Below are 14725 nucleotides of genomic sequence, written 5' to 3'. Positions count from 1 at the left end.
GGTCAGTATTTACCGACCGCGAATTTTACCATTAATTCGACTATAGTCAAATTTTGGGTGTTTGTTAATCAGCCTGACGTCGTAAGAATGCTGGAATATCTAAATATCCACTCTCTTTCTCAGCTTTAGGTGCAGCACTTTGGCTAGCTCCTGTACCTGAAGAAACAGGTGACGTTGTTGGCTGTGGCTTAACTTGAGGTTTAACCTCAGTTTTTTCTTGCAATGGCTGTGCCACTTTCTCTTCCACTTTTGGTGCAGTTTGAGCCGCTACCTGTGGTTGAGGAGTTGGTGCAACCTTAGCTTTACCACCAGCAACTAAAGTAATGTCTGGTTTTTTCTCTGTACCGATACCTGTTGCAACAACAGTTACGCGGATTTCATCCGTCATATCAGGGTCTAGAGAAGTACCAATCACAACTGTTGCGTTATCAGATGCGAATGCCTTAACTGTGTTACCTACTGTTTCGAACTCATCTAAACGCATATCTAGGCCTGCTGTGATGTTCACAAGAACGCCACGTGCACCAGCTAGGTCGATGTCTTCTAGTAGTGGGCTAGAAATTGCCGTTTCAGCAGCTTCTTCAGCACGGTCTTCACCTTTTGCGATACCGCTACCCATCATTGCATGACCCATCTCAGACATTACGGTGCGAACATCCGCGAAATCGACGTTAATCATACCAGGGCGAGTAATTAGCTCAGCGATACCTTGTACAGCGTTTTTAAGCACATCATTTGCACTTGCGAAAGCTTCAAGCAGTGTTACGCCACGGCCAAGTACTTTAAGTAGCTTTTCATTTGGAATCGTAATTAAAGAATCCACATGCTTAGAAAGCTCTTCGATACCTTGCTCAGCAAACGCTAAACGCTTTTTGCCTTCAAAGCTGAATGGCTTAGTTACAACAGCAACCGTTAGCACACCCAACTCTTTCGCAACTTCAGCAATAACTGGAGCAGCACCTGTACCAGTACCACCGCCCATACCAGCTGCGATAAATACCATATCGGCGCCAGTTAGAACTTCTTTAATTCTTTCTCGATCTTCGAGAGCTGCATCACGGCCTACTTGTGGGTTTGCACCAGCGCCCAAACCTTTAGTGATATCACCACCAATTTGGATCACGCTGCTCACGCTTGTTTTACGAAGTGCTTGCGCATCAGTGTTAACACTGATGAATTCTACGCCTTCGATTGATTCACGTACCATGTGCTCAACAGCGTTACCGCCACCGCCACCAACTCCAACGACTTTAATTACTGCATCGTCAGACATTTCCATCATCGGTTCAAACATGTGTTATCTCCGTTTTTTCCTGCAACTCAGGTTAAAACTCTTTTTGTATCCAATTACGCAATTTGCCAAATAAACCAGACATAGAAGGTGCTGAACGCTTAGGTTCGCTGTAATCACCTTCATCACTGATCTGACAATCTCTTGCGTAATGAAGTAAACCAACCGCCGTAGAATGATACGGCTCTTTAACATAGTCAGTTAAGCCACTAACTTCTAATGGCTTACCAACTCGAACTTGATTGCGGAAAACACGTTCCGCACACTCTACCAATCCATCAATTTGTGCCGCTCCACCAGTGAGAACGACGCCAGCTGCAAGGTGGTGTTTAATACCTTCATCTCGTAGCTGTAATTGAACCGTATCAATAGTTTGGTTAACGAGACCCATAAGTTCAGTGTAACGTGGTTCAATCACTTCCGACAAAGTTTGTCGTTGCAAACTTCTCGATGGGCGACCACCAACACTTGGGACGTTAACAGAGTCATCCTTGCTTACGAGTTCACTCAGAGCGCAACCATGGTTTACTTTTATCTCTTCAGCATCGCTCACTGGCGTGCCGAAAGCGAAGGCAATATCACTGGTTACTGCATTTCCTGCGTAGGAAAAGACTTCTGTGTGTCGCAGTGCGCCGCCAGTCCAAATGGAAATATCCATCGTACCCGCGCCGATATCCACCACACATACTCCAAGCTCTCTCTCGTCTTCAGTAATTACCGCATTACTTGAGGCAAGTCCTGAAAACACGATCTGTTCTACTGTGAGACCACATCGTTCAACAGCTTTAATAATGTTTCTCGCCATGTCGCTATGGCAAGAAATTAGGTGAACGCTGACTTCCATTCGAACACCAGATAAGCCAAGTGGGTTCTTAATCCCTTCTTGATAATCGATGGTAAACTCTTGTGGGATCACGTGCAGAATTCTCTGCTCATCACCTATTTTAATTGATTTCGCGGTATGGATCGCTCGATCCATATCGTCTTGGGACACCTCTTCATCAGAGATAGTACCCATGCCTTTTTCAATTCGGCTTGCGATATGTTTGCCCGATAGCGAGATAAACACATTGCTGATTTGGCATTCCGCCATCAACTCTGCTTGATCAATAGCTCGCTGAACCGACTTAACTACCGACTCTAGGTCGTTTACACCACCTTTATCCATACCTCTGGATGGGCTTTGCCCAGAACCAATGATATTGATTTGACCATCAGGCAATATTTCACCAACCAGAGCTGATATGGTCGCAGTGCCTATATCAAGACCAACGATTATGTTGTCATCTGCGGTCTTAGTCATCTGTGCTCTCTTCTAACTCTTGCTCTGGAAACCAGCCTACAGCGGCTCCCGTATCATACCTGAGGTCGATGTAGCTCACTTGATTCGCCTTACTACCTAACTCGTTGTAAAGCGAAATGAAGCGTTCAACACGCTCATCTAAAGAATCTTTACCTAGTTCTAAACGGATACCGTTATCTAGGATTATTTGCCAAGCGCGACGCTCATTGAGTACGAGCGAGGTAACGGTTAACCCAAGACTGTTAATCAAAGGGGTTATCTGTCGCCATTTTTCTATCACTTCTTGGCTGGTGCCGTCTGGGCCGTAAAGCTTAACTCTATCGCCCTTTAATAGGCCGATATCACCATTGAACACCTGACCATCGTCATTCAGCAGCATGTTGCCGTTCCAGATTGCTGCCGCATGGTACTCAGTCAAAAATACTTTTATTGTGTCTGGCCACTGCTTACGAATAGAGACAACAGATACCCAAGGTAACGCTTCTAAACTGTCTTGCAACACGCCGATGTCTTGCGACATAAATGTTCCAATGTGTTCAAGCTCGCCAAACGCATGTTGAACATCACCAGCGGTTACGTAAGTTAAGTCGCCTTGAAGTACTATTTTGGAGAGAGGCAATCGCTGATCGTCCCACATCCAAGTCAGTGTGGTATAGAAAAGAAACCCAATGAATAGCAATACCATGACAAAAAAAGACCCGCCTAAGGCGTGTTTCTTGAGCGACGGTAAACTGAATAGGTGGCGGTTTTCGCTAAAAGTACTTTCTACCAAAGCCCGCATTCCCTGTCGTTGGTTCGCAATTCTATTCCCTATCTTCGTAATAGAGGTAAAAGCACTTACTTTAACCTATGAATTATACTGAGCAAAATCAAACTATCAAACGTTGATAATAAGATTTTTGGTCAATTTTAGGTCAATCGCAAGAAGTGAGCGATCGACCACAGTATGTAGACGCTATTCTGTTACGCGTTCTGCATTTTATTAATGTCTAATTGTAGCGATTCAAGTTGCTTAGCTACACGACCAACATCACCTGCACCCTGTGTTAAAACAAGGTCACCGCCTTGAATTACGTTCGCTAGAACCGATGGCAATGTGTTGATATCAGCAACAAAGATTGGATCAATCTTACCACGCCCACGAATAGTTCGACTCAGTGAACGTCCGTCAGCCCCTGCAATCGGTTTCTCACCTGCTGAATACACATCTAATAAGATTAAGACATCAACTTGTTCAAGAACGTTCGCAAAGTCATCATACAGATCACGCGTTCGGCTGTAGCGGTGTGGTTGGAAGATCATCACGAAACGTTTGTCAGCCCAACCACTGCGAGCAGCTTGAATCGTCACATCCACTTCCGTTGGGTGATGACCGTAATCATCGACCAACATCGCCACGCCTTTACCCGTTTCGTACTCACCAAGGTGATCGAAACGACGGCCAGTACCTTCGGTTCCCGCCATCGCTTTTAGAATCGCTTCATCGCTGATGTCGTCTTCAGTCGCAACCGCAATCGCCGCTGATGCATTCAATGCGTTGTGGCGACCTGGAATGTTCAACGTGATATCTAAGTTCGCTTTGCCTTCACGTACAACCGTAAACTTGCCTTGCTGACCTTCTTGTACGTAGTTTTCAATACGGATATCTGCGTCTTCAGAGAAGCCGTAAGTAATCACTTGGCGGCTCACCTGAGGGATAAGTTCACGTACAACAGGATCATCAACACACATCACAGCCTGACCGTAGAATGGTAGGTTGTGTAGGAAATCGATAAACGTCTGCTTTAGCGTTTCAAAATCGCCGCCGTAAGTATCCATATGATCCGCTTCAATGTTAGTCACGATACTAACCATTGGTTGCAGATGTAAGAATGATGCATCACTTTCATCGGCTTCAGCGATAAGGATACGGCTCGACCCTAAACGTGCGTTTGTGCCTGCACTTTTCACCAAACCACCGTTGACGAAGGTTGGATCTAAGCCCGCTTCAGAATAAATCTGTGTAACCAAAGCCGTCGTTGTAGTTTTACCGTGCGTACCTGCCACAGCAATGCCATGACGAAAGCGCATCAGCTCAGCCAGCATTTCTGCACGACGAACGATAGGTGTGCGCGCTTCACGAGCTGCAATAATCTCTGGGTTTTCTTCGTTGATAGCGGTTGATACCACCACCACACTTGCATCGGCAACGTTACTTGCTTGGTGACCAATGTAAACGGTCGCGCCCTTGCTAACTAAACGATCAGTCACTGGGTTTTGAGCAATATCAGAACCTGTGATTTGGTAGCCTTCATTTAGCAGGACTTCAGCGATCCCGCTCATGCCTGCACCACCAATACCAATGAAGTGGATAGATTTAACACGGCGCATCTCTGGCACCATTGCACGGATTTGCGCTAAGTCTTGGGTATGTTCAATCGTCATCAATTCAATCTCATTATTTTGCTAAGGCTTTAATCGCTTCAGCGACGGTCACATCAGCATCAAGCTTGGCTGCTTGACGAGCTTTTGTTGCCATCATTTTTAATTCATTTCTATCAAGCTCGGCGATCGTGTTCGCAAGCTTATCAGCCGTCAGTTGAGGCTGTTCAATCATTAACGCTGCGCCACACTCAACTAAGTGTTCGGCGTTCAGTGCTTGCTGTCTGTCTTTGTGCATAAACGGAACGAAGATAGAACCCACACCCGCCGCAGAGACTTCAGATACGGTTAATGCTCCTGAGCGACACACTAATAGATCTGCCCACTCATAAGCTTGCGCCACATCATCAATAAATTCAGTCACTTGAACATTATCTACAGAATGTGATTTGTATTGCTCAATAACTTGTTGTTGGTTGTTCTTGCCCGCTTGGTGCATCACTGTGAAGCCTTCGCCAAGCTGCGCCATCGTCACTGGCAAGGTATCATTTAGGATCTTAGCGCCTTGGCTACCGCCCATCACCAAGATGCGAATATCGCCGTCACGCTCAGCCATGCGTTGCTCTGGTTCAGCTAAGGCAACCACATCTTCACGTACAGGGTTACCTACCACTTCCGCAGTAGGAAATGCACCTGGGAAAGCTTGGAATACCTTTTTAGCAATCTTAGACAACCATTGGTTAGTTAAACCAGCCACTGCGTTTTGCTCATGCAGTACCACTGGAATGCCAGACAACCATGCCGCGATACCGCCGGGACCACTTACGTAGCCGCCCATACCAAGCACGACATCTGGCTGCCATGCTTTGATGTGCTGTCTTGCTTGAAGTATGGCATTGATAATCTGGAACGGCGCTTTAATTAGCTTGCTAATACCTTGACCTCGAAGGCCTTTCACTTTGATGAAGTCGATTTCAATACCATGCTTTGGCACTAAATCCGCTTCCATTCTGTCTGCGGTTCCTAACCAGCGAATTTCCCAACCTTGCTGCTGAAGCTTTTTAGCTACCGCCAACCCTGGGAAAACGTGACCGCCAGTACCACCAGCCATCACTAAAAGTTTTTTGTTTTGTTTCATCACGTTAGATTCTTATTCTACTAATTCGTTTTGATTGTCGGCTTGTTCTTTTTGTTGTATCCGGCATTCGTGATCGATACGCAGCAGCATAGAAACCGCCACCGACATCACGATAAGACTTGAACCACCATAACTGATCAACGGCAAGGTTAGACCTTTAGTTGGAACAATGCCTGAAGCAGCGCCTACGTTAACAAGCGTTTGAAAAGCAAACCAAATACCAATACCGAAAGCCAAATAACCACTGAAGACTTGGTCGTTATCGAAGGCTTTTTTGCCAATAAGAATGGCTTTAAACACCAAGCTAAAGATCAACATCAGTACCAAGGTAACACCGACGAAACCGAGTTCCTCAGCCAATACAGCAAATACAAAGTCGGTGTGCGCTTCTGGTAGGTATTCGAGTTTTTGAATTGAGTTGCCAAGCCCTTGCCCCATCCAATCACCACGACCGAACGCCATCAATGATTGGGTTAACTGGTAGCCACTGCCGAACGGGTCATTCCAAGGTTCCCAGAAAGAGGTCACACGTCGAACACGATAGGGTTCGATAACAATCAAGCCAACAACGGCAGCAATGCCCGCCACCATCAAGGCAATAAACTGAGAAAGCTTGGCACCGGCGATAAATAACATGCCGAACAGGGTAACCAGCATTACGACTACGGTACCTAAATCGGGTTGACCGAGCAGTAACACAGCAAAGGCGCCAAACACCATGATAGGTTTACCGAAACCACCGAAGAAGGTTTTCCTCACTTCGTCTTGTTTTCGAACCAAGTAGCCCGCCATAAAGATAAACAGTGATAGCTTGGCGACTTCGGCTGGCTGCAGGTTAAATAGACCGAGAGGGATCCAACGCGATGCACCGTTAACCGACTTACCGACCGCTAATACCACGATCAGCAAGAAGAAGGACAAGCCCAGTAAGTACATACTGTATTGAAACCAGCGTTGCATCGGAATCTGCAATATGACACTGGACACACCTAACGCCAACACAAGGAAGATGGCATGACGGAACATAAAGTGAAACGGCTGATCGGTTAAACGAGCACTGATTGGGAACGAAGCCGACGTTACCATTACCAAGCCCGTCAGCATCAGTCCAAGAGCAATCCATACCAATTGACGATCGTAGAGCGCCTCTGGTGTGGCACGGTTAAGCCATTGCCAAATAGATTGATTGATCTCTTTCACTCTTTGCACTGAATGTTAGTCCTTCAACACGTTAGGCATACTCATGAGCAAGGTCAGTGAACGCGTCACCTCTCGCCATGAAATTATTAAATTGATCGAAGCTCGCGCACGCAGGAGACAACATCACCATATCTCCAGCCACCAGTTGTGGTGAGATAGATTCGATTATCTGCTGCATGGTCTCGAACTTTTGAGCTGATGGATGCAGCGGCATAAATTGCGCAGCATCTTCACCGAAGCAACACAACTGAACACGCTCTAGTTGCGTTAATACAGGTTTAAGCTCGCTAAAGTCAGCACCTTTACCAACGCCACCAACCAAGAGATACAAAGTACCTTGGTACTCTAAACCGGACAGAGCCGCTAATGTGCTCGCTACGTTGGTTGCTTTTGAGTCGTTAACCCATTTGATTTCGCGCTTGTCAGCCACCACTTGGCAGCGATGAGTCAAACCATTGTAAGCTTTCAAAGCTTCAAGGCTTTTGCTGTAATCAATACCAACTTGCTTCAATAATGCTAAAGAGACTAACGCATTCGCCACATTATGACGTCCAACCAATGTTAAATCTTGAGTAGCAAGTACTGGTTTACCGTTATCGATTAACCACTCAGTGCCATCAATCGTCGATACACCAAACTCTTGGTCATCGAGTCCAAATGTCACCAATGGCATTGTGTGGTCTGGGTAAGTATCTTTGTCTTCTCGATTTACAATCGCACACTGCGCGTTATTAAAGATTCTTAACTTAGCCTCGCGATAATCAGCCATACCCTGATAGCGATCCATGTGATCTTCTGACAGGTTCAAAAAGGCTGCTGCAGCAAGGTTTAGGTTCGATGTTGTTTCTAACTGGAAGCTTGAGAGCTCAAGAACATATAAATCTGCATCAAGCTCAAGAAGGTCTAAAGCCGGAATTCCAATATTGCCACCGACACCGACGTTAAGGCCAGCCGCTTTAGCAAGCACACCAGTAAGGTCAGTCACCGTACTCTTGCCATTTGAGCCAGTAATCGCCACGGCCGGTTTATTCACCGCCCAGCCAAACAACTCGATGTCACCGACAACAGGCGTTCCCGCTTGAAGCACATCTTGAATTTCTGGAGTCGCTAAGGCGATACCTGGATTAGCTACCACTAAATCAGCCTCAGCCAACCATTGGGTATTCCAGCTTCCAGAATGCAGCTCTACCGATTCAGGCAAAGACTCTCTGCCCGGCGGTAGCTCTCGCGTATCAATGACCTTCACATGAGTGTGAGGTTGATATTTTACGAGATGTTTAACGACAGAGAGCCCGGTAATACCGAGCCCCACAACCACTACATTTTGAATATTTTGCCAACGTTCCATTTAAACAAGATGCTCTTAATAGTTTTAAAGAGCCTCTATGACAGAGGCTCAATAGGATTAACGAACTTTCAGTGTCGCTAGACCAACCAGTACTAATACCATTGAGATGATCCAGAAGCGCACGATGACGCGCGGTTCAGGCCAGCCTTTAAGCTCGTAGTGGTGATGAATCGGTGCCATACGGAAAATACGTTGACCACGCAATTTGTAAGAGCCCACCTGCAGGATTACTGACAAGGTCTCCATTACAAACACACCGCCCATGATAACCAGTACCAACTCTTGGCGAACCAACACAGCAATCACACCCAGTGCACCACCCAGTGCTAAAGAGCCAACATCGCCCATGAATACTTGTGCTGGGTAAGTGTTAAACCATAGGAAACCAAGGCCAGCACCCACGATAGCAGTACATACCACAACCAGTTCAGAGGTATATGGGATGTATGGAATGTGTAGGTATGCCGCGAAGTTAACGTTACCTGTCGCCCAAGCGATAACAGCGAAGCCAGCCGCAACCATAACCGTTGGCATGATCGCCAAGCCATCTAGACCATCCGTTAGGTTTACCGCATTACTGGTACCCACAATAACAAAGTAAGTTAGTACAATGTACAGTAAACCAAGCTGTGGCATCACATCTTTGAAGAAAGGAACAACCAATTGCGTTGCAGCGGTGTCGTGTCCGTGAGCATACAGAGCAAATGCCACAACCAATGCAATCGCTGACTGCCAGAAATACTTCCAACGCGCAATCAAGCCATCGGTGTTCTTACGAACGACTTTACGATAGTCATCAACAAAGCCAACCGCACCGTAACCGCCAAGAACAACCAACACTGCCCAAACGTAAGGGTTTGAAAGGTCAGCCCACATCAATACTGTAATAATGATGGCAGCAAGTATCATCACACCGCCCATGGTTGGCGTACCACGTTTGCTGAAGTGAGATTCTGGACCGTCATTACGAACAACTTGGCCAATTTGTAGCATTTGCAGACGCTCAATTAAACGAGGTCCCATCCACAGCGACAGACATAAAGCTGTCAAAATACTCGCGATTGCACGAAACGATAGGTATTCGAACAAACGGAAGAAAGAAAAGTGTGGCTGTAGTAGCTCTGCAAGCCAAATTATCATGAAAAGTTCTCCTTTAAAGCAGCGGCTATTTTACTCATTCCTGCACTATTCGCGCCTTTTACCAACAAGGTATGTGACACGTTTTCTGGCAAGCTTAAGTGCTGCTCTATGTGCGCGATCATCGCTTGATGCGTTGCAAAGTGAGTCCCATTACAGACCTCACTAATCACCTTGGTATCATCACCGTAAGTGAGTACATGCTCAAAAGCGAATGGGGCAGCATATTCACCGACTTGACGGTGAAGTGCAAGGCTTTCGTCGCCTAATTCAGCCATATTGCCTAAAATCAACCAACGTTGACCTTTGAAGCTCGACAGCAATTTTGCTGCGGCCTTCATTGCAGGTACGCTGGCGTTATAACTGTCATCTATCAGCTTGATATTCTGACTTAATTGTTGAACTTCAACTCGACCTTTAACCGAGATAAGGTTCGCTAAACCGCTTTTGATTTCCTCAAGCGTGGCACCAAATTGAGTACTTAACGCTGCAGCCGCCAACGCATTTGCCACGTTGTGCTGACCAATAATGCCAAGTTCGACTGCCATTGCACCTTGCGGTGTCTGCATATCAAAGCAAGCTTCACCCTGCTCATTAATGCGAATATTCTTAGCAAAGTAATCCGCCTTGCTGTCACTTTCTGAAAATGTCAGTACGCTTTTATCTGCAAGTACGTCATTCCAAAAGTCACCACCGTTGCTCTCTAGATTAACAATAGCAGTATCACCAGCAGCAAGCCCCTGAAAGATTTCACCTTTCGCTTGCTTAACACCATCGATAGAACCAAAACCTTCTAAGTGTGCCGCTGCGACATTGTTCACCAAAGCAACCTGTGGTTTCACTAGCTGAGTGGTGTAGGCAATTTCACCGATATGGTTAGCGCCTAGTTCGATCACCGCATAGTCATCGCTTGGCTCACTGCGTAGCAGAGTTAGCGGTACACCAATATCATTATTGAAGTTACCCGCTGTAAACAGCACCTTGCCACGTTGTTGTAAAATACTTGCGACCATCTCTTTAACGGTCGTCTTACCGCAGCTACCTGTAATAGCCATAGTTGGGACGTTACATTGCTCGTGAATCCAAGCACTTAGCTGACCTAAAGCAAGTTTAGTGTCTTCAACAACAACTTGAGTAATATTTAGGTCAAGTTTTCGTTCGACTAACAACGCGCTCGCATTAGCCTCTACCGCTTGATGACAAAAGTCATGCGCATCAAAACGTTCACCAACAAGAGCAACAAACAGTGCACCTTCTTCAACGCTTCGAGTGTCAGTAGAAACCGCATTAATAACACTATTGCTCGACTTGCCAGCCTCAATCAGCTGACCGCTCACCGCTGAGCAGATCTGCTCGAGTGATACATCAATCATTATGAAATACCTAAAAGTTGGAGCGCAGACTCTCGATCCGAATAGTGGATCGTTTTGTCTTTCAATACTTGGTAATCCTCATGGCCTTTACCAGCCAAAAGAATAATGTCACTGCTGCCAGCCTGCTCTAGGGCAAATTTAACCGCTTGATAGCGATCGTGCTCGACGAATGCAGATTCAGGTTCGCTTAAGCCAGCTAGCATGTCTTTAACAATCAAAGCAGGATCTTCGCTGCGAGGATTGTCATCTGAAATAATAATTTTGTCGGCGAACTGCTCAGCCGTTACCGCCATCATTGGGCGCTTGCCGGTATCTCGATCACCACCACAGCCAAAGATTGCCCATAGTTTTCCAGAGCAGTGTACACGCAGTGCCGCCAATGCTTTCTCTAGTGCGTCTGGTGTATGTGCGTAATCGACAACGACTTTTGCTTTGTTTGGTACTTGGAACAGTTCCATGCGACCAATCACAGGTTGAAGCTGAGGCGCGGTGTCGACCAAGATTTGCTTGTCGATGCCCAGTGAAAGCAGAGTCGCGAAAGCAACCAACACATTTGATGCGTTGAACTGACCAATTAAAGGAACCGAAAGCTGACCTTGCCCCCAGCTACCATCAAAATTGAGTTTGATGCCTGTCTCTGCATAAGCGACATCAGAGGCCCACACCGACTGTTGGTAACCAGACAACGGAAGCAATGAAACCGCTATCGCATTGGACAAGTCTGACATCCACGCTTTACCTACTTCATCATCTACATTGATCACTGCATGTTTGCATTTATGTTGAGTAAACAGGCTTTTCTTAGCCAGTGCGTACTCTTCCATCGTGCCGTGGTAATCAAGGTGATCACGGCTCAGGTTAGTAAATACACCAACCTCAAAATCCAATGCTTTTACTCGGCCTTGAACCAAACCATGAGAAGAGATTTCCATCGCGGTATAAACGGCTTTTTCTTCAGCCAACTCACTCAGCGTGCGCTGTATTTCAATCGCGCTGCCGGTAGTGTTCGCTGCTGTTTTTAGATTATCTAAGAAGCCATTACCTGTAGTGCCCATTACCGCAGAGCGTTGACCAACGAGATCTAACCACTGAGCAATCAATTGAGTGATGGTGGTTTTGCCATTGGTGCCAGTAACACCAATCAGTTTGGTCGCTTGAGAAGAATAAACTCGACCAGCTAGTTCAGAGAGAATTGAAATTAGCTCTGCTACATAAACAACAGGAACTTCATTTAACCACTCAACCAAGCCATGAGCTTTATCATCACCAGCCTGTGCAATAACGGCTTTCGCACCTTGAGCGACGGCGTTGTCGATAAAGCGACGACCATCAACGGCATGTCCAACAATGGCAACAAAGATATCACCGTCTTTGATAGCACGGCTATCCAACTCCAACTGCTCAACAGCAATCGCATCTAGCTCAGAAGAACTGAAGTCCCCCCAAGGAGAAAGTAAAGATGACAGCGTGAGGCTATTACTCATATTGAATCCTGATTGGCTCTATTCTTGAAATTTGTTTTCATCAGCAGGGACATTGAGTATTTGCAGTGCCCCCTTCATGATTTCAGAAAAAACGGGGGCTGCAACTGAACCGCCATAGTAAAGGTCACCCTGAGGCTCGTTAACCACAACAACCAACGCGACTCTTGGGTCACTAACAGGGGCAAAACCTGCGGTAATCGCAATGTATTCATCACTGTATCCGCCCGCTTCAGCCTTACGAGATGTACCCGTTTTGGCTGCAACTCGGTAACCTGGTACCGCAGCTCTCGTTGCCGTACCGCCTTTTTGAGTCACCCCTTCTAGCATATTCAAAACCAGTTCCGCGTTCTCGCGCTTGATGATCTGCTTAGAAAAGTCTTGGTCGTTACTCTTAATAATATGAATCGGTTCATACATGCCTTTGTTGGCCAACGTCGCATAAGCATGCGCTAACTGCATCGGCGTAACCGACAAGCCATAACCGAATGATAAGGTAGCAATTTCAAACTTAGACCAACGACGTCGATTCGGGAAAATACCACTGGTTTCACCGATTAAGTTCAGACCAGACATCTCGCCCAGACCAACCGAGCTGTACATTCCAAGTAAGGCTTCAAGCGGCATGTTGAGTGCTAATTTCGCCACACCAATGTTGCTCGACTTCTTAAGGATCAAAGCTAAATCGGCCTTACCCACTTTAGAAGAGTCTCGTACACGGCTACCACCGATCTGCATAATGCCATTGCCAGTATCAATAACGATATCTGGGTCTGCGGTACCGTTCTCTAAGGCAGCCAAAACCACAAACGGCTTTACTGTAGAGCCTGGTTCCATCGCATCGGTAAGCACGCGGTTACGCATTTTGAAGCTTTGTAAGTCAGCACGATTGTTCGGGTTGTAAGACGGAGCATTAACCATGGCTAACACGGCACCGGTTTTTACATCCAATAAAATTGCAGAGCCAGAAGTCGCCTTATGATCGGCTACGGCCTGTTTAATCGCTCGATAGGCAATCGCTTGTAATCGTTGATCGATCGTTAATTCAAGAGGCTTACCCTCTTCACGCTCTTCTAGTGCAATATTTTCAACAACACGACCGTAACGGTCTTTACGGATGGTTCGCTTACCCGCCTCACCCGTTAGCCATTTATCATAGCTGCGCTCAACGCCTTCTAGGCCGTGACCATCTATTCCAGTCACACCAATAAGGTGCGCACTGACTTCGCCTGCTGGGTAGTAACGTCGAGATTCAGCTTTAAGGCCAACGCCCACCAGCTTTAGCTCACGAATATATTTAGCCATAGCAGGGCTAACTTGTCTTTGTAGATAAATAAATCGGCGGGATTTGTTGCTAGAGATCTTGTCGATCATCGATTGACGTTCTAAGCCAAGTACATCGGCTAAGGCATACCAACGATCAATTTGAGCCATGCCATTCTTATCGAAAATGGTCTTAGGATCGGCCCATACCGCTTCAACTGGAACACTCACAGCAAGCGGTTCACCATTGCGGTCAGAGATAATACCGCGAGCGGAAGGAATAGCTTTAACACGTACCGAGCGAAGGTCGCCCTGACGAATTAAGTTATCTGGTTCAATGATTTGGATGTAAGCCACACGACCTACGAGTGCAGCAAAGGCAAGAAACACGAAAGCAATAACAACGTTAAAACGCCATTTAATCAGAATGGGATCCGAATCCTTTTCGCTCTTCACACGCTCTTTCGTTGGTTTCTTAACGGTTTTCGCGGGTGCTTTTTCCTTTTTACCGGTCATTTCAGTGTGATCACAACTTCTTTATCAGAGTCTGGACGTTTCATGTCTAGCTCTCGTTTTGCCGATGCTTGAACGCGGCTGTGTTCAGCCAGAGCCGTCTCTTCAAGCATTAAATTTCGCCACTCATCATCAAGCTGTTCTCGCTCCACTAATGCCATGTCTTTTTGCGTGATCGCCTGACGTGACATATGTGTCGTGAGAACGACCCCCATCGCACTCGCAAAGATACAGATAAGAAGCACCAATGGGACCTTGCCCACGGAGATCAAATCAAAAAATATTATCTTGGCTAAGTTTGGCTTGGAGGTCTTCAT

General features: G+C 46.4%; 12 protein-coding genes. All 12 read right to left on the bottom strand.

The genetic code is table 11. The features are described from left to right. Positions 1–64: 64 nt before the first annotated feature. Entirely contained in the window at positions 65–1294 is a 1230-nt protein-coding gene (ftsZ, locus tag OCV12_RS02115; RefSeq protein ID WP_017059291.1) for a cell division protein FtsZ, read from the bottom strand. Between the two features lie 31 nt (positions 1295–1325). Beyond that, entirely contained in the window at positions 1326–2594 is a 1269-nt protein-coding gene (gene ftsA / locus OCV12_RS02110) for a cell division protein FtsA (protein ID WP_010434747.1), read from the bottom strand. After that, the gene (locus tag OCV12_RS02105) at positions 2587–3279 is read right to left on the bottom strand and encodes a cell division protein FtsQ/DivIB (protein ID WP_017629344.1); all 693 of its coding nucleotides are present in this window, start codon (positions 3277–3279) and stop codon (positions 2587–2589) included. Before OCV12_RS02105 ends, ftsA begins: the two co-directional genes overlap by 8 nt. A gap of 278 nt (positions 3280–3557) precedes the next feature. Beyond that, positions 3558–5018 carry a UDP-N-acetylmuramate--L-alanine ligase gene (gene murC / locus OCV12_RS02100; RefSeq protein ID WP_261885243.1) on the bottom strand — a complete coding sequence of 487 codons (1461 nt, stop codon included), beginning with the start codon at positions 5016–5018 and terminating at the stop codon, positions 3558–3560. A 13-nt stretch (positions 5019–5031) separates the two neighbouring features. Then, entirely contained in the window at positions 5032–6093 is a 1062-nt protein-coding gene (murG, locus tag OCV12_RS02095) for an undecaprenyldiphospho-muramoylpentapeptide beta-N-acetylglucosaminyltransferase (RefSeq protein ID WP_261885242.1), read from the bottom strand. 12 nt (positions 6094–6105) lie between these two features. Further along, positions 6106–7302, bottom strand: coding sequence for a cell division protein FtsW (gene ftsW, locus OCV12_RS02090; RefSeq protein ID WP_017629347.1), 1197 nt, complete (start codon positions 7300–7302; stop codon positions 6106–6108). A gap of 22 nt (positions 7303–7324) precedes the next feature. Further along, entirely contained in the window at positions 7325–8641 is a 1317-nt protein-coding gene (gene murD, locus OCV12_RS02085; RefSeq protein WP_261885241.1) for a UDP-N-acetylmuramoyl-L-alanine--D-glutamate ligase, read from the bottom strand. A 57-nt stretch (positions 8642–8698) separates the two neighbouring features. After that, positions 8699–9781: a phospho-N-acetylmuramoyl-pentapeptide-transferase gene (mraY, locus tag OCV12_RS02080; protein WP_048658030.1), complete on the bottom strand. Its 1083-nt coding sequence runs from the start codon at positions 9779–9781 to the stop codon at positions 8699–8701. Further along, positions 9778–11151 (bottom strand): UDP-N-acetylmuramoyl-tripeptide--D-alanyl-D-alanine ligase, encoded by a 1374-nt coding sequence (locus OCV12_RS02075; RefSeq protein WP_261885240.1) that lies wholly within the window; start codon positions 11149–11151, stop codon positions 9778–9780. Before OCV12_RS02075 ends, mraY begins: the two co-directional genes overlap by 4 nt. Next, positions 11151–12635, bottom strand: coding sequence for a UDP-N-acetylmuramoyl-L-alanyl-D-glutamate--2,6-diaminopimelate ligase (gene murE / locus OCV12_RS02070; protein ID WP_261885239.1), 1485 nt, complete (start codon positions 12633–12635; stop codon positions 11151–11153). Before murE ends, OCV12_RS02075 begins: the two co-directional genes overlap by 1 nt. An 18-nt stretch (positions 12636–12653) precedes the next feature. Continuing rightward, positions 12654–14411 (bottom strand): penicillin-binding transpeptidase domain-containing protein, encoded by a 1758-nt coding sequence (locus OCV12_RS02065; RefSeq protein WP_132762223.1) that lies wholly within the window; start codon positions 14409–14411, stop codon positions 12654–12656. Continuing rightward, entirely contained in the window at positions 14408–14725 is a 318-nt protein-coding gene (gene ftsL / locus OCV12_RS02060) for a cell division protein FtsL (RefSeq protein ID WP_048662657.1), read from the bottom strand. The genes OCV12_RS02065 and ftsL overlap by 4 nt, the downstream gene beginning before the upstream one ends.

This window comes from Vibrio pomeroyi (assembly GCF_024347595.1).
GTDB lineage: Bacteria > Pseudomonadota > Gammaproteobacteria > Enterobacterales > Vibrionaceae > Vibrio > Vibrio pomeroyi.
Note: the sequence above shows the minus strand (reverse complement) of the source record. Positions and strands in the feature narration are given on the sequence as shown.

Bases quoted from the DNA above. Each gene is read 5' to 3' on its own strand.
- ftsL (WP_048662657.1), bottom strand. From the start codon at position 14,725: ATGAAGACCTCCAAGCCAAACTTAGCCAAGATAATATTTTTTGATTTG.
- OCV12_RS02105 (WP_017629344.1), bottom strand. From the start codon at position 3,279: ATGGTATTGCTATTCATTGGGTTTCTTTTCTATACCACACTGACTTGG.
- murE (WP_261885239.1), bottom strand. From the start codon at position 12,635: ATGAGTAATAGCCTCACGCTGTCATCTTTACTTTCTCCTTGGGGGGAC.
- murC (WP_261885243.1), bottom strand. From the start codon at position 5,018: ATGACGATTGAACATACCCAAGACTTAGCGCAAATCCGTGCAATGGTG.
- murG (WP_261885242.1), bottom strand. From the start codon at position 6,093: ATGAAACAAAACAAAAAACTTTTAGTGATGGCTGGTGGTACTGGCGGT.
- mraY (WP_048658030.1), bottom strand. From the start codon at position 9,781: ATGATAATTTGGCTTGCAGAGCTACTACAGCCACACTTTTCTTTCTTC.
- OCV12_RS02075 (WP_261885240.1), bottom strand. From the start codon at position 11,151: ATGATTGATGTATCACTCGAGCAGATCTGCTCAGCGGTGAGCGGTCAG.
- ftsA (WP_010434747.1), bottom strand. From the start codon at position 2,594: ATGACTAAGACCGCAGATGACAACATAATCGTTGGTCTTGATATAGGC.
- ftsZ (WP_017059291.1), bottom strand. From the start codon at position 1,294: ATGTTTGAACCGATGATGGAAATGTCTGACGATGCAGTAATTAAAGTC.
- OCV12_RS02065 (WP_132762223.1), bottom strand. From the start codon at position 14,411: ATGACCGGTAAAAAGGAAAAAGCACCCGCGAAAACCGTTAAGAAACCA.
- murD (WP_261885241.1), bottom strand. From the start codon at position 8,641: ATGGAACGTTGGCAAAATATTCAAAATGTAGTGGTTGTGGGGCTCGGT.